The following is a 19,373-nucleotide window of genomic DNA, read 5'->3' on the forward strand; positions in this document are numbered from 1 at the left end:
TTCAGCGGAACGCGTCGAGACGCCAACCGTCCGATATGCGCACCACGGTCGCGATCACCGTTGCGGGCGGCAGGGATTCCTTGCGCCCGTTCGGGTAGACGACCGTTTGCTCGATCCCGATCTTGAACTGTTGGACGTTCGGATCGGCGCTCGCGGGCGGGCGCTCACCCGACGCGAAGGTGAACGCTTCGATATGTGCCTGCGCCTTGGCCCAGTCCGCCCACTGCAGCGTCGCTTTCGGTGTCTCGATCGCGGTCGGCGTGCTGTCCAGCATGCGGATCAGGCTGGGCCCCAACCATTTCCGCGCCCGCGACAACGAAGCACCTTGAGCCTCGGTGACGGGCTGCCAGGAGTAGATCTCCTTCAGCGCGGCCACCGCGACGCCGTCGGGCGTCACCGGATCGGGTGCGGGCACCCCCTCCAGCAATCGGGTCGTGGACGTGGGCGGCTGCGGCGCACCGGAACCCGACTCCCGACCGCACCCCGCAACCGATATCACGACGCTCACCACCAGCATCACCACCAGTTTCGCGCGTGCAGTGTTCGATTTGCGGCGTTCGCGGGCCCCTTCGTGGTCACGCTCCGCTACCGCCTCCGGGACCGTCGCTCGCACCGCCGTGTTATTCAAGGCTAGCCGCCGGGACCGACACTTGTGCGGTCCAATCGCCGCACGTACTTCGGCGTGTTCGCCGGCCGCGGTATCGATTGTCGTCACAGCACCCTCCTCCCGCGGCCGTCACCCGGCACCGCGACCTCGGTCACGCCACTGGAATGCCCGTATGCGGCGGGCACGGATTGGATCATTCGACTGTTGCCGGAATAGATTCCGACCTCGGCGGGGCCGCGCGGGCCGAATGAGCTGAACACCAGATCACCGGGTTGCAGCTTGCTCAGCGGTACTTCGACGCCCGCCTCCCACTGCTGTTCGGCGGTCCGCGGCAAAGTCACCGAGCCCGACGATGCCGCGAACACCGCGGCCGAAGTGAGACCGGGACCGTCCATGCCGCCGCCGCTCGGCCCCTGTGGGCCACCGCCACCCCAGACGTACGGCGTGCCGAGCCATTGCTGCGCCGCCTGGACGACCTGAACGCCGCCCGCCCCCTCCTGCGGAGTGAAGCGGCCATTGGAACCCTGCGCGCGGTATTGCGCTTCCATCGCAAGGATATTCGCGACGTACGGCTGGGTTTCGGCGTAGTGCGCGGCCACCTGGTTCGGCATGCCGCCGGAGGCGAGTACCGCGCCCTCGCCGGCGTTGTAGGCGGCCAGGGTCAATGCGACGACATCGCCCTGCACGCGGCCCTGGGACTCCCACGCCGTGATCTTGTGCGCGAGCGCGCACATATAACGGCCCTGACCGATGATCGCGTCGCCGTCGTCCCATACGCTCGCGACGCCATTGCCGTCGGCATCGATGACATAGGGCTGACCGTCATCGGGATCAATACTGGCCGCGGTGCCGGGCAGGAACTGGGCCAGACCCTGCGCGCCTGCGGGAGAGGATGCACCGCGCCGGAATCCGGACTCCTGCCTGCCCTGTGCGGCCAGCAGCGACGGGGTGATCTGCGGACAGATGGAACCCGCACGGCGATACCAGATCTCGAGTTCCTGCGGCACCTTGCCCGCGGCCAGCGCACCACCCGCGGTGCCGAAGCCGCGGTTACAGCGCGGATCGGACGAGAAGGCCTGCGCGCCACCGACATTCGGGGTCGGTGCGCCGTCGAGCCAGGGCAGCGGGTCGATTTGCCGACCACCGGTGAAGCGTCCGCCCGGCACGATCTCGAAATGCAGGTGCGGGCCGCTGGATTCACCCGCCGAACCGACCTGCGCGATGGGCTGACCAGCGACGACGGTATCGCCGACGTGCACATGCACGCCGCTGTCCCACATATGGCCGTACACCGCGGAATATGCGCGGCCGTTGGTGTCGACGGAATCGACGACGATCCAGTTGCCGAAACCCGAAGCGGGACCGGCCGCTACAACGCGTCCATCGGACACCGAATAAATGGTGGTGCCGTCGGCCGCAGCGAAGTCGACGCCCTTATGGGTGCCGCCGCGCGCGCCGAATACGTCCGACACGGTGAAGGTGCCGGTGGCCAGCGGCAGCGTCCGGTGGATCGGGCCGACGCCCGCGGCCAGCGACGGCGCACCCGTCGCGGTCGAATGGGCTTGGGTGGCGGTCGGATTGCCGGTCGTACGCATGGGAGTGGGGCTGCCCGCGACGCGGGAATTACCCGGCGCGTATCCGCCGAGCGGCGCCAGCATAGTCGACGATACGAGCACCGAAGTGCCCTCGCAGGCGTCGTCCACGGCGGGCATCACGATGACGACCACCAGGGTCATCAGCCCGAGTACGCTCGTCAGCGCCAGGTAGAGGAGGGTCCGCCCGGTCACCGCATCCCCGGCAGTGCCGAACGACTGCGGACCGAACCGAAAAAGTTCACGTTCGCCGCCGAGATTCGTTGAGGGTGTCGGCCAGGGTGCGGTTCATCTCCGCGGCGGCGGCCAATTGTTGTTGTAGCAGTGCGACTTTGCGGCGCAGCGCCGTCGCGTCCAGGCGCTCGAGACTCGGTCCCTCGGCGGCGCGCACCCAGTTGCGCACCGAGTTGGTATGCACGCCGATCTGCTCGGCGACCACCCGGCAGGCCTCCGATTCGCTGCGTAGTTTGCCGGTAAGTGCAATGACCTGCTCGACCGCTGCCTTGCGCACCTCCGGCGACACTCTCCGATAGGACCGGTGCGGCATCATGCGCCCCACCTCCCACAGCCATCCATCGGTCTCGAAAGCTGTGTTTTTTCGAGCGACCTGCGAGCAGTCGCAAGCGCGAGCCCCCTCATGCGGCACTCCCACTGGGGGAATCGCCACCACGCGAAGTCGACTCGGTGAACTCGGAGAAGCGCTGGTTGGTTTCGTGGATCCCACTCTCCTTCTCGGACAAGGTGAATTCCATATGGAACGGGATGCCGGGGCGGCGATCCTCACCGATCTTCAGTAGGAATTTGCCGGTACCCGGCGGCGACGGGCGCAGCTGACCAGGCTTGAGCGCCTCGCCCGTCAGCGCTTGCGGTGCGGACCATCCGGTCACCATCTCCTCCTCGGCGGATGTGAACGGAACCACACTGTCCAGGCGCTTGATCTCCTCGCCGGGCAGCGCGCCGAATATCTTGGCGCGGGCGCGTTCGAGGAAGCCCAGCGCCTTCGCGATGGCGGCTTCCGATCCCAGTGCTTGCAGGTCCTTGATGGTGTGGCTGATCATGATCAGCGCGGTGGCGATGGTGCGCTGCAGACGGGTCAGCTCATCGACCCGGTCGACCATGAAGTCGCCGAGGCCGAGCACCTGCCACAGCTCGTCCATCACTACCTGGAAATAGCGCTGCGGGCCGAGTTTCGCGTCGGCGAGCACATGCGCGGCCTCCACGGAGGCGAAACCGTCGGCCCAGCAGGCCAGCATCACCGCGGCCTTGAGCTTCTTATCGCCGGTGGGGATATGGGATACGTCGATGCAGACCGCGACCGCGCTGGTATCGATCGGAACGGTGGTCTGCCCGTTGAAGATCGCGCCGAACGGGCCCTGGGTCAGGGCGCGCAGCGAGCGGCGCAGGCCCTTGATGGCCACCTGGTATTCGTTCGGATCATCGGCGCCGGCGTCTAGCTGCAATTCGTCACCGCCGGCGACGATCACCTCGAGCAGGTTCTCCATGATGGGCGGTTGGTCGGGCGTATAACCGCTGCCCGGTCGGTAGAGGATGCGCAGCGCGGTGGCGATCAGCGTCTCCTCGTAGTCGCGCACCCGTGCGCCGCGTACGAGCTCGACCAGACCGGCGATGAGCGTGACCTGACGGGCGCGCAGATCCTGCAGCACCTGAAGTTGCAGTGCCGGAAGCTCGTCCAGCATCGGCACGACCGAACCGAGCACACCGGCGGCGAGCGGGTTGAGCTTGCCGTGGCCGTAGCCGAGGTCGATCACCTGGCCGCCGACCAGTTCGACCAACTTGCGGTAGTCCGGTTTCACGTCGGCCAGGATCAGCGGGGTGATGCCCTGCGCGATCCCGCCGAGCACGATCCGGCGCACCAGCGAGGACTTACCGAAACCGTTGAGCCCCAGCACGAAAAGGCTGGGCGCGGTGATGAAGCTGCCGCGCAGGAACCAGTTCATCGGGTCGAAGCAGACCGGGGCGCCGGTATGCAGATGCGAACCGAGCGGGGTGCCGATCAACGGCGCACCCGCGCCGACCGACCACGGCCACAGACCCGCCACCTGGGCGGTGGTGGCCCGATATTCGACCGGGCGGCCCACGACATTCATCCGGCCGCCGCCTGGACCCATATAGCCGCGATCGGTGAGTTGGGCTGTGCTGCGGTCGAATCCGTCTTCGAAGACCTGTTCGGCGCGCGCCGCGTAATTGCGGCGGCGGATATCGTCGGTGCGGATCCGGAAGGTCGCGAAGGCCGCCCGCAGGCCGGTGCCCTCACGACTGATCTGCTCGAGTTTGGCCCTGGTCGCATCGTCGAGCAGCGCCGGACCCGACTGTTTGCGCTTGTCCGACCTCGCTTTTGCGCGACGGGCGGCCTTGTCCATCTGCGGGGTGCCCATGGCGCGGTCGGCGGTGTAGTCGACCTTGGCCGCGCGCTGTGCCTCGCGACTCGTCCGCGAGCCATTGCGTTCCGGTCGTGCCACCCGTTCCCCCCGTGCCGGTCGTTGCGGTGCGCCATCGCGCGGGCGAGCGGTCCGGGCGCCGTCGGGACGTCCACGCTCGGTCGAAGTCCGTTCCCCGCGGCCGTTTTCGGGCCTGATGCGCCCGCGGTCCGGATGCGGCCGATCGGCACGGCCACCGTCCGCGGCTGCGGCGCCGGGGCGCGCCCGCCGCTCGGCTGCATCGCGCGACGGCCGCCGCTCCCGATCGGACGTTTCGCCGATGCCGGTCCGCTCGCCGCCGCTCACCCCCGCCGGGCCCCGCGTGGACCGCCGATCCCGGTCGGGCATCTCCTCGATGCCCGAGCGCTCGACCCGGCCCCCGGTGGGCCGCTGAGCGTGTTCGTCCGCCGGCCGCTCCCTTGCCGCGTCCTCGGGACGCCGCTTGCGGCGCACCGGCACCTCGTCCCGTTCGCGCACGGGTGGCTCGTACTCACGTGCCATGTAATGCTCACCCCGCCAAGGCTTTCGGAATTGTCGCGTGTTCCGGCAGGATCACCCCACAACCGAGCGAGGCCGCGAAGGCCGCCGCCTGGTAGCGGTAGCACCGCCGGATCTTCAACCGCGCCTGCGTGGACAGGTCGCGGGTAATGGCTTCGATGCGTGGCAGATCACCGCGCAGGGGCTCGGTGATGGTCACCAGCGCACCGAAGCGGGTCACACCGTGACCCCGGGCTTGTTCCTCACGGGCCTGCTGGGTGGCGCCCACCCGCAGGGTCGCGGCCGCCGAGACGACACCGCGTTCACTCTGCTGGGCCACCAGCGCGTTCTTGAAATCGTCGTCGACGATTTCGGCGGCGTCGGCGGCCGAATGCGGACGGTACACGATGGCGATGCGCTTGCGCGGCACTTCGGGATTCGGCGCGAGCAGCCGTTGCAGCACTCGCTCGTCCACCGCGCCCTCGGGTGCCGCGTCCATCTCCCAGGTGACCGAACGGCCACCGTCGTGCACCAGATGATCCCACTTCTCGTCGTGCGAAACCGGTCCGGCATCGGCCCAATCCAGTCCATGCCCCTCGGGTTCGCCCGAGGCGACCTCGAGGTCGGCCTGCGAGGCAGGGTCGTAGCTGCGCCGTATGAACGAGATGACCTCATCAGCCGACATCGGCTGCGCGCGCACACCTGCCTCGGCCATCGCGGCACAGATTCCGGGGAGCCTGCGCCCGATCTCGACGGCCTCCTCGGCCGGATTCTTGCGGCGCTCAGCGGTGGTCGCCTTGAAGGTGATCGCAACGCGCGGCAGCAACTGCACCCGTTCCTGCGGCAACTCGGTGGCGAGTTCGTACATCACCTGCTGCGCCAGCTCCGGCGCTTCCGGACGGGTGATGGTCGAGACCTCGGTCAGCAGCCGGTTACCCGTCTCGGGCACGGTATCGATCACCGGGACGACCGCGACGATGTCACTGGTCTGGCCGACCGAAGCGAGAAAAGTACCCCAGGCCGAGACCCAGCGATCGATGACCGGCTGGTCCACCGCCTCGTGCCCCTGCGGCCAAGCCCGCAAAACCACTGTGTACTGGGCGAATTGCGGTAGGTGGATCATGCCGAAGCTGTAGCCGCCCGCATCGATGCCCTCGTAGAGCTTGGACGGCGCGAGCAGACCGGGTAGCCGCGTGACACCGCCCGGAATCCGCGAGAACCGGCCGCCGCGATACACATGCTCTCCGCGGTTGCGTGAGCGCATCCAGTTGAACATCATCAATCCGTTCTCGTATCCAGAGCGGCCCCCCGTCCGCCACACCAGTGGAACCATCACGACAACACCGGTGCCGCCCACGATCAGACCCCATTTGAAGCCGCCGACCATGGCGCAGATAAGGGCCGTGATCACGACGACGAAGCCGATGACGGTCTCTTCCCAGCGCAGACCGAAAAGGCCTGCGCTGCGCGGCTTCTGCCACAGCCCGTACGAGCGGCGCTCGTAGGTATCGCTCGTCGTCATCGTCATCGCGGAATGGTGCTCCTCCCGAGGTCGGGCGAACGGTTCGCCCAGCGGTCGCCCGCCACATCACCCATGGCTTCATCGGCTCGGTTCAGCGGCGCGGATGCCGCACGGGCCACGCCGATCGCACCCGCCGCCCTCGACGCACCGGACGGTACTCCCGCCCCGCCCTGCGGGACGGAGGCGCGCGGAGGTCCGCCCGCCGCTGCGCCACTGCCACCGCCGCCGCCGCGTGGCGGGGCCGGGCGCGGCGCGCCACCGCCGCCGCGCGGACCGCCCGCACCACCCGGTGGACGCGGACCGGTGGAGGTACCGCTGACGTAACCCGCCGATCCCGGCGCGGCGCTCTTCGTCGCGACGGCCTTGGTGCCCATCGCACCCAAAGCGCCCACCGCGAGCAAGGTTCCGCCCGCCGCGGTGAGACCGGAACCACCACTACCCACGATCGCGACCGCCGGCGTGACCAACCGCATCAATGCGGGCAGCACGAACGCGACGCTGCACAGCAGCACGATGGCGACCAACATCCGTTGGGCCTGTTCACCTTCGGGCAGTCCGCCGGTATCGGTCAGCGAATCCACATGGCCCGCGGTGGTGAACGCGATCATATAGACGATGGCGGCCACCGGCTTCCAGAGCATGAACGCGATGATCCAGCCGATCAGCTTCTGATACGACTGTTTACCGATATTCATCCCGGATGCGGCCGCGGCCAATGGCAGCACACCCGCCGCGATGATCAGCAGACCCTGACGCACGATGGCGAGCACAATCTGTGCCAGTGCGCCGAGCAGTCCGACGATCGCGATGATCAACACCAGACCCGGCGAGAATGCCTGCAGCTTACTGGTTTTCACCATCAGCTCGGCCAGATCCTTGGCGTTGCCATTGGTCGAATCATTGATGATCCACTCGGAGAAGCGATCCGAGGCCTGAGTGCCCGCGACGATGACGGCGCCGAGCATCCAGGAACTGAAAACCACCCGCGTGAACATGCGGAACGATTCGGCCGCCTCATTCATGACGGCGCCGCGTCTGGCCTCGGCCAATCTGGCGCCGGACAATATCACCGAGGCTATGAGCAGCAATATCTGCGCTTGATAGGTGTAGTCGTTGATCTTGACGAACAACGAACCCGAATCGCTGGCCGCCTCGTTGGGGACCTTCATCCAGAAGGTCAACGCGAGGATGATGGCCTCACCGAGGCCGTTCATCAACGAATCGACGACCTTGCCGAAGGTCGAATCCCAGGCCTTGTCCTTGACCGCGTTCGCGGCGCTGCCCGGGTGCGAGGCGGCATTGCCCGCCTTGCATACCGCCGACGCGGCGTCACCGAGAGAGACGCCCGGCAGCCCGACATTGTCGAGGGTGTCGTGCAGTTCGTTGCACGTATCGTCGAAACCGTACGTCTGGCCATAGGCCACCGTCGGCGTCGCGATCATCACTGTGAAGATGACCGCGAATATCGTGAGTACACGCCTCACCATTGTGTCCACCCCTCGATGCTTCGCAGGGAATCGATCTGGACTTGCTGCTGTCCGCTCACCGCAGTGAGCTTCCAATCGCCGTCGCGCCATATCACTGCCAGGCGCATGCCGACCCATGTTGGTTGACCATCAGCTGTTTCTCGGGCCTTTCTCGCAAACTGGATGATCGCGGAATCTTCGGTATAGCTTTCGATTCGGAACGCATCCGAAGCGAACAGCAAGGGGCTCAACTTATCCGGCAGTCGATCCGAGACCTTGCCCTCGGCGACGAGTCGGTCGTAGTCGGCCAGGTATTGCGGGGTGACCTCGACCAGCCGCAGCAGAAGATCACGATCACGCGGGTTGGCGTTGGTGCGCCAGTAGATCTGTTCGGCAGCCAGGGCCGCGCCCTGTGGGGTGTGGGCGAATCCGACAGCGGCCTTACCGTCGACGCGCGCTGGGCCGTCGGAGGTGGAGAACCGCACTACGGGTCCGCCGAATACCCGCTGCCACACGCCTTGTCCGCTCGCGGGCTGCGGTGCCGCGGTCAGCCAGGTCGATGCGCCCGGCTGCTGCTGCACGGCCGGATTCTGTTCCAGCGCAGTGCCGATGCCGTTGTCGGGCATATCCACGCGGCGGCCGAACATATCGACTTCTGGGTTCCCGAACCCGGACACTGCGGTGCCGGGCACATTCTCCGAACTCGTGCCGGTCTTCGATACCTGGTCACCCCCGGCGGCATTGTCTCGCATCGCGACCACGGTCACGGCGACCGCGACGACCACGGCAAGCAATGCGCCGACGCCCAGCATCGCGAGCGGCGAACGTTTGCCTGCCGGACCGGATCCGGGCCCCATGGTCACCATTTGGTCCACCCGTTCAACGACTCGACGTATTCGGTCTGCGGGTTATTGGAGGTCGCCGGCTTCAGCCGCCAGTCTCCCGCATCCCAGATCATCACCAATCGCAGGGCCGCCCACAGCTGCTTGCCATCGACCACCTGGCCACGGGTTGCCAACTGGATGATCGCCAAATCGTCCGCATAGTTCTCGACCTTGAACGCGTCCGAGGCGACGAAATACTTTGTCACCTTCTCCGGCTGCTGTTCCGGGAGTTTGTCCTGGGACAGGGCCTTGTCGTAGGCGGCGATCTGCTGGGCCGAGACGCGGACCTGGCGGACATAGAGGTCGCGGTCGGCGGGGCGGGCGTTGAGGCGGTAGGTGATCTGGGCCGCGGCGAGCACCGCACCCTGCGGGGTGTGCGAATAGCCCACGGCCAGACCGTCTTCGATGTGGGTCGGTCCGTCGGAGGTGGAGAACGGGACCGAAGCGCCGTAGACGCGCTGCCAACCGTGCGGTGCGGTGGTGCCCTCGGGTGCCGCGGTCAGCCAGTCTGCGTCCGACGGCCTGCGCTGCCGAGTCGGATCCTGCAGAAGTGGTTGTCCGGCAGGGTTGTTCGGAATATCGACGCGCCTGCCGAGGATATCCACCTCGGGGGTCGCGAAGCCCTCACCGCCGGAATTGGCTGCGGCGGCGGCCTTGTCGCCACCAGAACCCGAATCGTCCCGGCTCACGTACACGAATACGCCGACGACCACGATGAGCACCAGCACAGCAGCGGACGCGATGACACCGAAGGAGACGCGATCGCGGGCGTACGACTCCTTCTCGCTCATGACTCCACCTCGCCGGCGCTCGGCTCCGTCATGAGCGAAGCACGCTGCGACATGATTCGCTCGCTGCGCTCGCTCATGCCGGTGCCTCCAATTTCACTATTTCCGTGGGCAATTCATCGACCGCCTCGATGGGGCGCGCGGTCGAGTCGGGATCCGGCAGTCTTAATCTCCAGTCGTTGCCGAACCATTCGACAGTGGTGTGGTTCACCGCCTTCGAGTTGTCCGAATATTCGGTATAGACGTCGACGGCGGAGGCCGCATCGGTGTAGCCGGTGATCTTGTATCCGAGCACTCTCGGCGCATATTCGGGCGTGGCCGGACCGGTGAGCGAGAGCTGCACCCGGCTGACCGCCCACTCGTCTCTGGCCTTGTTCGGCACCACCTCTTGGCGCACGATATCGGCCCATTGACTGTCGGCGGCCACCGACAATCGCACCGTGTGCACGATCGCCGCCAAGGCGGCACCGATCGGCGAATGCTCGAAACCCGTTGCAGCGCCGTCGGATACCTGCTTCGGGCCCTGGTCGGCACTCGGGAGCGCCACGCCCTGGAACGGCTGCCACCGCACATGGGTCGGCGCGGCCGTCAGGTTCGGGCCGGAATCACCGTCACCGCCGTTGCAGCCGACCGCCGCCAATAGCAGGGCAGCACCGAACGCACCGGCGGCGGGCTTGCGAATACCGCGCCGCCACACGCCGGGTTGCTCCCGCACAACTGTGGAAATCATCCCAGGGCCGTCCCCATCCCCGTTCACGTCGGCAGGAACGCCAACGCGATCCCCGAGGCCGTGCTCGCCACAGCCGCCCCGAGCAGACTCATCAATACACCGTGCGAGGCGTCGTTCATCGCCAGGTCGCTCCGGAACGCGATCCACAGGCGGCCCGCGGAGACGATCATCCACGCCAGGCACACCAGCAGTACGAACCAGAGCAGCCAGTTCAGCAGCTGCATCAGCGGTTGCAGCACTTCGGCGGGCATCTGCTTGTAAGCAAGCAGTTCCGCCGCCGACATTCGCACGGTAGCCATCGCCGACATCAAGTCCCGATGACGGCGTTCATGATGGTGCCCGCGCTCGTCGCGACGACGCCGCCGATCATGGCTCCGGCCACCATCTTCGGCGATTCGAGCCCACCACCGGTCCACTTCTCCCACGCGAATTTGCCACCCGCGTAGGTGATTCCGCAGATACCGGAGAGCAACACGAACCAGGTGAGATAGCGGACCAGCTGCAGGATCTTCTCCGAGCCGGGAGGCGCTTCCGGTGTCGGGTTACCGACCTGAGCCAGGACAGTGCCGTACGTGTCCTGCACGGCAAGGAGAATCATGCTCATCGGCTGCCTTTCTTGGTAGTGGCGGTCAACGGTGGTCCTCGTCGAAAGGTGCACTGCTGTCGAGGTTTTCGCGCACGACCGCAACGATATCGGCCCCGAGCTCCCGGATCTCGAGCGGAACTTCCTCTAGCGGGTCGATCCTCTTTTTCTTCTGCGGTATCTCGTCGCCCGGGGTCCAGATCGGCAGGCTCTCCGGTTCGACGAGGGTCCATTCCTCGTACCACGGGACCTGCCAGACCTGACCGGCCAGGGAGCCGACCACATCGCGGTAGCGGCGGATTTCGGCGGGCATGCGCCCGGGACGAGCCGCGACCGTGATCAGTCCGAGGACCTCACAGGAGCCGGCGAAACCCGAATGATGTTGGCGCAGAAGATCATGCGCGCGAGTGAGTCCGGCAATGGTCTCGCGAGCCACCAGGACGACGAAGGGCGATTCGCGGTCGAAGACGCCGGGCCAGCGCCGGCCCGAATCCGCCGCAGGCGCAAGCACACGCGCGAGGCTACTGGCTCCGGCACCGCCGTGCACACCTAGCAGCCACCACAGCGGCGCCCGACCGACGCCGGGTACGGGACGGTCCCAAATGGGCGCGCGACGGGACTCCGGTGGGGCGACCACACCGGCCTGGGCGGCTTCGGACTGGCGACGAAGTTTCATGGCGGCCGTCATGATGCCACTCCGGCGAGCAGCCGCCCATAAGCCCGGCGCGTCTCCGAAGCCAGTGATGCGTGGCGAACGAGTTCACCGCGCGCCAGATGCGGATCGTAGGGAATCTCCCTGATGTCACGAACCCAGCCGGAAAGGTGCTCGCGCAAATGATCGGCAACATGCGAGTCCGCACCGGGGAGCTGGTGTGAGACAACGATTGTGGTATCGCCGACGATGCCGGCGCCTTGCCCCTCGGCCGAATCGCCGAACTGGTCGTCGAGCCATTCCAGGGTCACCCGCAGTCGGTTCGCGGCATCGGCGCGCGCCGGAATGGCAAGTACCAGAGCGACATCCGCGTCATCCAGCAATGGTCTCAGCTGCCGTCCGGCAATCGGGTTGCCGCCGTCGTAGACGGCGGTGTACCCGGCGTCATAGATCGCGCGCGCAACTGTGAGATATGTGGCACGCCGACGCAGTGGCGCGGCGTCGCGCCAGAGCAGTCCGATGCCCGAACTCGCCTGCGACAGACACTCCTTCAACGGCGCCGGCTCATCGTTGCCGCGACCGTACAACCACGATTGCAGGCTGATCGGATGCAGGTGCTCATCGGCCCCGCGTAGCGCCAGATCGCTGCCCGCCGCAGTGGCGTCCACCGCCACCGTCGAGGTGCCCGTCGTGCCGAGTTCACCGGCCAAGCCCAAGGCCGTGGTCGTGGTTCCCGCACCACCACAGCCACCGACCACCAGAATCGAACGCTGCGCCGGTTCCGCGGATTCGCTGTCTCCGCCCTTACGCCGCAGACGCACCACCGGAGCCTTCGAAGGCGCGTGCCGGTCCGACGGATCACCCTCATCGGGCGCCTCGTCGAGCCAGCGGCTCCAGTCGTCTCCCATCGCTATCAGCTCTCCCTATTCATCCGGCCGCGACGCTCGTGATGAGCGTGTGGCCGTCGACCACCACCGTGGTGACGGTCTGCTTGTTGTACGTGGCGGGCGCGCCGCCGGGTCGGTACTCGGTGACCTCGACCGAATACCGGTCGTCGGTGATCGTCTGGATCCGCACGCAGTGCGTGGTGCCCAGCGGAATGGTGTCGATGCCGTGCTGGATCACCGTGGCCGAGGAGATATTCGAATCCGGGGCGACCACCGCCCGGACCCGCTCGCCGGAGCGTTCCACGTAGTAGGCGTATTGGAACGCCAGGATCACGTCCGGTCCGGAGTCGGTGCCGCCGGGTTCGGCACTGCGCACGATGCGGTCGCCGCGTTCGGTCGGACAGTCGGCGATGCCACGGGATTGGACACTGCCCGCGGTGAATTGCATCGAGGGCACGACCGGCGCGGCGGCGCGATCACCGGACGAGCGCAGGAGCAACACCGCGCCCGCGGCGGCTGCGGCCAACAGCAGTACGGCCACTACGAGCACCGCGATCACCCGGGCCCGGCGCGCGGCCGGATGATCGCGCGCCTCCTGGCGCAGTGCGCGCGTCACGCGAGTCGACCGTTCACGCGGAACCTGGTCGTGGTCGTCGTCCTCCGGCCACGGGAACTGTACAAGTTCGCCGTCGCGCGGACCGATGTAGTCGTCGTCGGGACCGGGGGCGCGTCCGGCCACCCAATCCGACCACCCACCGGTGAATTCGCTGCGACCGGAGGCCAGATCGGCGGGCACCTCGTTGCGTGCGCGCACCTCGTCGGGATCCTCCTCGCGAATGTAGTGCGGAAACCGGGGCGCTCCGTCCTCGTCACCGGGATCCAGCAATCCCGGCTCGTCGGGGTTCGGGGCCGCTACCCCCGTCTCCGGCTCCAGCGCGCCGTACCAGCGCGACAGCTGTTTGTACGACTTCAACATTCCCCCATTCCCGCAGAGCGAGGCACATGCATAATCGGACCCTCTCTGCGATCAGTTCGTGGAGAACGGGTAGGTGTTGTTTACGGTGCCGGGTACTACGGTGGGCGGAGTCGACGTCGCGCCGCCGGATGAGGTGCCATCGGCTCCTGTCCCGAACGGAAATTGTCCCGTACCGGACGAATTCGGCGGGGTCGACGCGCCGGAACTTTCTCCGAAGAATCCGGTGGTCGATTTCGTGCTGCCACCGATAGGCGCAGCTCCGCTGCCATATTTATCGGCCAGATCGTGTGCCGCCGCGGCGAACCAGTCCGCAACGAATCGGGTGGGTGTATCACCGGTCGCGGTGACCGCCGCCGTGCTGTAGACGCCGTGGCGCTGCACGGTATCCCAATAGCGCACCCAGGTAGTCACATTGAGCAGTTCGCTGTTATCGGTGATGTTCTGCACCACCGCGTCGAAGGCCTGAGTTACCAATCGTGCACCGGTCGTCGGCGGCACCAACTGCGGAATCGCGCCCAGCAATTTCGTGCCGAATAGCAGGATTCCGGAGACCGGATCGGCCAAACCCGCGGTGACCAGTTGGCTGATATTAGCCGAGCTGATGACCGACTTGACCACCGTCGCGACCGCGTTGAGTCCGATCATGCCGACCTTCAGCAACGCCTGCAGTGCCGCGGGAATATTCAACGGCGTGCGCGGATCGGCGGCATCGGCCAAGCGCTGCGAAATCGACTTCTGTGGTGAAATCGACAAATTCGCGAGTGAGTTGCCCTGAACATCTTCATTGACAACTTTGGTGGCGGTCTTGATAGACGTGTACGCCAGTGCCTGGGAAATCGAAACCAATGACGCGATCGGGTCGCCGCCACTCAACTTGGACTGGCCCGCAATAGATGCCACTGCCTTCAGAATCGGCGCGCCTTCCGGTGCATCGCACGCGAGATCGCCTGCAGCACAGAAACTCGCGACACGCCCGGTGAGCGCGGCGAAATTGGGGGCTTTATCGCGTTCCGGCCCGATTCCGCCGCCGCTCGCCGGCTCCTGTGGCAGTGCCGCGATGGAGCCGACCCCGTCCCCCGAGGTGCCCGGCGCGGGGTCCGGCGTCGCCTTGCCCGGCGAGCCGGGAAACAGCGGCGCACCGGGATTGCGGGTCGGATCGGCGAACAAGGCGACCGCAGCGACCTTCTCGGGCGGGATCACGCCATGGCCCTGGCCGACCTCCTGGGCGAACATCGAGGCCACATGCGCGCCTTGCGAATAGCCCACGATCGCGAAGCGGGTCTCGGTGCAGCGGGCCGCGACATCCCGGGCCATCGAGCGCAGCCGGAGCAGTCCGCCGATCACCGACTCCGCATACGACACCGTGCCACCGGCGGTCGCGCCGCCGAAACCGGATTCGTATGGGACATAGGCGCGGTCGACCAGGCTGGGATCGGCCTTGGCCAACATCGGCATGAAGACCGTGGAGAGCATGCCGGTATCGGTGGTCGGCGCGGCATCTGGTGACGATTCGCCTGTGCCCTGAATTCCCAAGGCGTACAATGCCGGACACGTACCGATGGCGATGTTGGTCGTCGGGCCTGCGGAATCGGACGGTTCCGCCACGGCGGTCCCCGCGGTCGCCACAGCAACGGCGAATGCGATCAGCATTCCCGAGATCCGTGCCGTGTAGTTCATCATAGCGATCCGCAATCAATTCGTGTTGCCGCAGCTAACCTAAACGCCATGAAACGCAATAGACCGTAACAGATTCCGACTCTTGCTGCGGCTTCGACGAAAAGTTTGCGCGAACCACCGAGTGGCGCATGGCAGTTCACGGCGTGCCACCCTGGATTTTCCAACAAGTTTCCGACGGCGAAAATCACCCTGCAACCGGTCGGCGACCCTACAACGACTCGAATCATCATCCTGGACTTCGCATTCCAGCGAACGCCGAACCACACGGCAGACAACCGCAACTTTCCATGCGGGTACGCCGGCTATGTCCAGCGAGGTTGACGGGGTGCGGTTCTAGGTGGCCGAGGTCACCCGGTAGACGTCGTAGACGCCCTCCACATTGCGCACCACATTCAGCAAGTGACCGAGGTGTTTCGGATCGCCCATCTCGAAGGTGAACTTGCTGATCGCAACCCGGTCGCCGTGCGTGGCGACCGAGGCGGACAGGATATTCACCTTCTCATCGGCGAGCACCTTGGTCACATCCGACAGCAGTCGGGTGCGGTCGAGTGCCTCGATCTGGATGGCGACCAGGAAGACCGAGGACGGCGAGGGCGCCCACTCCACGTCGATGATGCGCTCGGCCTGTTCGCGCAGGGAACCTGCGTTGGTGCAGTCGGTACGGTGCACGCTCACCGCGCCACCCCGGGTCACGAAGCCCATGATCTCGTCACCGGGGACGGGGGTGCAGCACTTGGCCAGCTTCGCCACCGTGCCCGACGCGCCGGGGATCAGCACTCCCGCGTCACCGGTCACGCGCTGTCGGCTCGGCGTCGTCGACGGGGTCGAGCGCTCGGCGAGCTCGTTCTCGACATCACCGATGCCACCGAGTTGCGCCATCAACCGCTGCACGACGTGGTGCGCGGACACCTGGTGCTCACCGACGGCGGTGTAGAGGGTGGAGATGTCGGTGTAGTGCAGTTCGTGCGCGACGGCGGTCATCGCGTCCACGCTCATCAACCGCTGCAGCGGCAGCCCTACGCGGCGGACCTCCTTGGAGATCTGCTCCTTACCGCTTTCCAGGGCCTCTTCGCGGCGTTCCTTGGCGAACCACTGCCGGATCTTGGCCTTGGCGCGCGGGGAGACCACGAAGTTCTGCCAGTCGCGGCTGGGTCCTGCGTTCTGCGCCTTCGAGGTGAATACCTCGACGACCTCACCGTTTTCGAGCTGACGTTCCAGTGCGACCAGCCGGCCGTTGACCCGCGCGCCGATGCAGCGGTGCCCGACCTCGGTATGCACGGCGTACGCGAAATCGACCGGAGTCGACTTCTGCGGCAACGTGATCACATCGCCTTTCGGGGTGAACACGAAGATCTCCGGTGACTTCAGGTCGAAGCGCAGCGACTCCAGGAATTCGGCCGGGTCGGCGGCCTCGCGCTGCCAGTCGAGCAGTTGACGCATCCACGCCATATCGTCGACTTCGGTGGAGTCGTTGGAATGCTTGCCGCGGGTCTCCTTGTAGCGCCAGTGCGCGGCGATGCCGAATTCGGCGGTGCGGTGCATGTCCTGGGTGCGGATCTGCACTTCCAGCGGCTTACCGTCGGGGCCGACGACCGTGGTGTGCAGCGACTGGTAGACGCCATAGCGCGGCTGGGCGATGTAGTCCTTGAACCGGCCCGCCATCGGCTGCCACAGCGAATGCACGACACCGACCGCCGCATAGCAGTCGCGCACCTCGTCGCACAGGATGCGGATGCCGACCAGGTCGTGGATATCGTCGAAGTCCTTACCCTTGACGATCATCTTCTGGTAGATCGACCAGTAGTGCTTGGGTCGCCCCTCGACGATCGCGTTGATCCGCGATGCCGCAAGCGTATTCACGATTTCCGCGCGCACCCGCGCCAGGTAGGTATCGCGCGACGGCGCCCGGTCGGCGACCAGGCGCACGATCTCGTCGTACTTCTTCGGGTGCAGAATCGCGAACGCGAGGTCCTCGAGCTCCCATTTGACCGTGGCCATACCGAGGCGGTGCGCCAGCGGCGCGATCACCTCGAGAGTCTCCTTGGCCTTCTTCGCCTGCTTCTCCGGCGGCAGGAAGCGCATGGTGCGCATGTTGTGCAGGCGGTCGGCCACCTTGATCACCAAAACGCGCGGGTCGCGCGCCATCGCGATGATCATCTTGCGGATGGTCTCGGCCTCGGCGGCGGCACCCAGGTTGACCTTGTCGAGTTTGGTGACACCGTCGACCAGATGCGCGACCTCGGCGCCGAAGTCCTCGGTCAGCTGCTCGAGCGAGTAGCCGGTGTCCTCCACGGTGTCGTGCAACAGCGCCGCGACCAGCGTGGTGGTGTCCATGCCGAGTTCGGCGAGGATATTGGCGACCGCGAGCGGGTGGGTGATGTAGGGATCACCGGACTTGCGGAACTGGTGGGCGTGGCGCTCGTCGGCGACGTCGAAAGCGCGCTGCAGCAGCGTGAGATTCGCCTTTGGATACAGCTCGCGGTGCACGCTCGCCAATGGTTCGAGCACCGGTTTGACCGCCGCTATACCGCGCTGGCCGGTCATGCGCCGGGCCAGGCGGGCGCGCACCCGCCGCGAGGCGGAGGTCGGGACCGCTGCCGTGGTCCCGGGCTGCCGCGCCGGTGCGGCACTGCCGCTCATCTGCGGTTTCGGCGTGCTCACATCCGAGGCGGCCGCACCATTCGACTGCGGGGCACCTGCCGATTGCTCGACATTCGCCTCGCCCAGATGCTGAGTCATGCCACCACCTCTCCACGCCGCGATCGGACCACAGTATCCGACCGCTGCAACCGCCCAGACCACAACTTTAGTCCGCGCGCAGGTCACCTGCCCGATCCGAGGTTGCCGAGTCGGAAATGCCCCGGTTATGCGGGTGAATTGCGGCGCTGGCGATCGTATGCGGCGACAACGAGCGGAGTGCGCGAAAGGTGCCCTATCGGCTGGTAAAAGGTTCAACGGGCTGGCGGATGCGCGATTGTCCGTCGAAGTCCGGGTCGAGCGGGGCGTGGAAGATATCCAGCACGGTGGGGGTGATATCGACCAGCGAGAAGCTGGAACTGGTCGCGCCCGCGAGGAAGTTCGGGCCGCGGGCGATGACGAAACTGGCTGTCTCGTCGGGGGTTTGGCCGCCGTGGCCGCCCTTGGGCCGGTGGCCGTGGTCGGTGGTGACCAGGATGGTCCAGCGTTCGGCGGGGTTGGCGCGAGCGCGAGCGTCCACGGCGGCGACTATGCGGCCGACGAGGGCGTCGATGCGGGTGACGGCATCGCGGTATTCACTGGACGCGCCGCCGTGCTGGTGGCCGGCTCGGTCGACCTGGTCGAGGTGGGTGAAGAGGAATTCAGGGGCGTATTTGGTGATGGCGGTGACGACGCTGTCGGCGGTGGCGGCGTCGGTGGCGCTTTCGTTGTCGTCATCGGGGACGAGCGGGGTGGAGATGACGACGTCGGCGCGTGGATCGCCGCTGGCCGTCATGGTGGCGATCTGATCCCAGGTGGCGATGGACTGGGTTTTGAGGGTCGGATCGTGGCGTTCGAGGCGGGTGAAGACCGTCGGATATTTCGCGAACGGGGTGGCGTCGAAGTTGTTGTCGGTGATGCCGTGTTTGCTGCCCCAGACGCCGGTGAGCACGGTGGCCCAGGACGGGCCGGAGATGGAGATATGCGGGGCGATGGAGCCGCGGCCGAGTGTGCCTTCGGCGCTGAGCCGCAACAGGTTCGGCGCCCGCACCTCCTCGATCTTGCGGTACATCGTGCCGTCGAGTCCGATGAGGACGACCTTGTCGGCTTGGGGGCCGGCCTGCGCACGTCCGGCGGTGAGGATGGTCGAAACGGCCGCGACGGCAACGGCTCCGGAGAAGAGTTGCCTGCGTGCGAGGGACGTGGTGGCTACGGTTCGCGCGCTCATATCCCGAACGATCCGGTACGACAGTGCCTTTCGGTAGCGCACCGAGTGAGTGTTCATGGACGTTTCATCGGTCTCGCCATTACCGGTCGCCTTGCTGAACAACCACCGAACTTGCGATAGCCAATAACTATTCATACTGCTCACGGATGCGTATCGGTGAGATGAACAGCAGAAGCCGGTTGACACGCCG

17 protein-coding genes are annotated in these 19,373 nt (G+C 66.4%); all 17 read right to left on the bottom strand.

Annotated features, from left to right (window positions below; genetic code table 11):
• Position 1 precedes the first annotated feature (1 nt).
• Entirely contained in the window at positions 2–715 is a 714-nt protein-coding gene (locus OIE68_RS15025; RefSeq protein WP_327099981.1) for a hypothetical protein, read from the bottom strand.
• Positions 712–2,394 (bottom strand): peptidoglycan DD-metalloendopeptidase family protein, encoded by a 1,683-nt coding sequence (locus tag OIE68_RS15030; protein WP_327099982.1) that lies wholly within the window; start codon positions 2,392–2,394, stop codon positions 712–714. The genes OIE68_RS15025 and OIE68_RS15030 overlap by 4 nt, the downstream gene beginning before the upstream one ends.
• Positions 2,395–2,440: 46 nt before the next feature.
• Positions 2,441–2,749, bottom strand: coding sequence for a transposase (locus tag OIE68_RS15035; protein WP_327099983.1), 309 nt, complete (start codon positions 2,747–2,749; stop codon positions 2,441–2,443).
• A gap of 85 nt (positions 2,750–2,834) precedes the next feature.
• Complete coding sequence (locus tag OIE68_RS15040) at positions 2,835–5,138, bottom strand: hypothetical protein (protein WP_327099984.1); 2,304 nt, start codon at positions 5,136–5,138, stop codon at positions 2,835–2,837.
• Between the two features lie 7 nt (positions 5,139–5,145).
• Complete coding sequence (locus OIE68_RS15045) at positions 5,146–6,636, bottom strand: SCO6880 family protein (protein ID WP_419150772.1); 1,491 nt, start codon at positions 6,634–6,636, stop codon at positions 5,146–5,148.
• 2 nt (positions 6,637–6,638) lie between these two features.
• Positions 6,639–8,123 (bottom strand): hypothetical protein, encoded by a 1,485-nt coding sequence (locus OIE68_RS15050; protein WP_327099986.1) that lies wholly within the window; start codon positions 8,121–8,123, stop codon positions 6,639–6,641.
• Positions 8,117–8,968 (bottom strand): hypothetical protein, encoded by an 852-nt coding sequence (locus OIE68_RS15055; RefSeq protein WP_327099987.1) that lies wholly within the window; start codon positions 8,966–8,968, stop codon positions 8,117–8,119. The genes OIE68_RS15050 and OIE68_RS15055 overlap by 7 nt, the downstream gene beginning before the upstream one ends.
• On the bottom strand, positions 8,962–9,777 hold the full coding sequence (locus tag OIE68_RS15060; protein WP_327099988.1) for a hypothetical protein: 816 nt from the start codon (positions 9,775–9,777) through the stop codon (positions 8,962–8,964). The genes OIE68_RS15055 and OIE68_RS15060 overlap by 7 nt, the downstream gene beginning before the upstream one ends.
• Positions 9,778–9,850: 73 nt before the next feature.
• Positions 9,851–10,504: a hypothetical protein gene (locus OIE68_RS15065; protein WP_327099989.1), complete on the bottom strand. Its 654-nt coding sequence runs from the start codon at positions 10,502–10,504 to the stop codon at positions 9,851–9,853.
• 23 nt (positions 10,505–10,527) lie between these two features.
• Complete coding sequence (locus OIE68_RS15070; protein WP_245567243.1) at positions 10,528–10,803, bottom strand: hypothetical protein; 276 nt, start codon at positions 10,801–10,803, stop codon at positions 10,528–10,530.
• An 8-nt stretch (positions 10,804–10,811) separates the two neighbouring features.
• Positions 10,812–11,108: a hypothetical protein gene (locus OIE68_RS15075; protein ID WP_040692318.1), complete on the bottom strand. Its 297-nt coding sequence runs from the start codon at positions 11,106–11,108 to the stop codon at positions 10,812–10,814.
• 25 nt (positions 11,109–11,133) lie between these two features.
• Entirely contained in the window at positions 11,134–11,775 is a 642-nt protein-coding gene (locus OIE68_RS15080; RefSeq protein WP_327099990.1) for a hypothetical protein, read from the bottom strand.
• Positions 11,772–12,647 (bottom strand): hypothetical protein, encoded by an 876-nt coding sequence (locus OIE68_RS15085; RefSeq protein ID WP_327099991.1) that lies wholly within the window; start codon positions 12,645–12,647, stop codon positions 11,772–11,774. Before OIE68_RS15085 ends, OIE68_RS15080 begins: the two co-directional genes overlap by 4 nt.
• 19 nt (positions 12,648–12,666) lie before the next feature.
• Positions 12,667–13,602, bottom strand: coding sequence for a hypothetical protein (locus OIE68_RS15090; RefSeq protein WP_327099992.1), 936 nt, complete (start codon positions 13,600–13,602; stop codon positions 12,667–12,669).
• A gap of 51 nt (positions 13,603–13,653) precedes the next feature.
• On the bottom strand, positions 13,654–15,279 hold the full coding sequence (locus OIE68_RS15095) for a cutinase family protein (protein ID WP_327099993.1): 1,626 nt from the start codon (positions 15,277–15,279) through the stop codon (positions 13,654–13,656).
• A gap of 333 nt (positions 15,280–15,612) precedes the next feature.
• A complete protein-coding gene (locus OIE68_RS15100; protein ID WP_419150708.1) occupies positions 15,613–18,018 on the bottom strand; it encodes a RelA/SpoT family protein in 2,406 nt (801 codons plus the stop codon).
• Positions 18,019–18,211: 193 nt separating this feature from the next.
• Positions 18,212–19,183, bottom strand: coding sequence for an alkaline phosphatase family protein (locus OIE68_RS15105; protein ID WP_327099994.1), 972 nt, complete (start codon positions 19,181–19,183; stop codon positions 18,212–18,214).
• Positions 19,184–19,373: the final 190 nt, after the last annotated feature.

This window comes from Nocardia vinacea (assembly GCF_035920345.1).
GTDB lineage: Bacteria > Actinomycetota > Actinomycetes > Mycobacteriales > Mycobacteriaceae > Nocardia > Nocardia vinacea_A.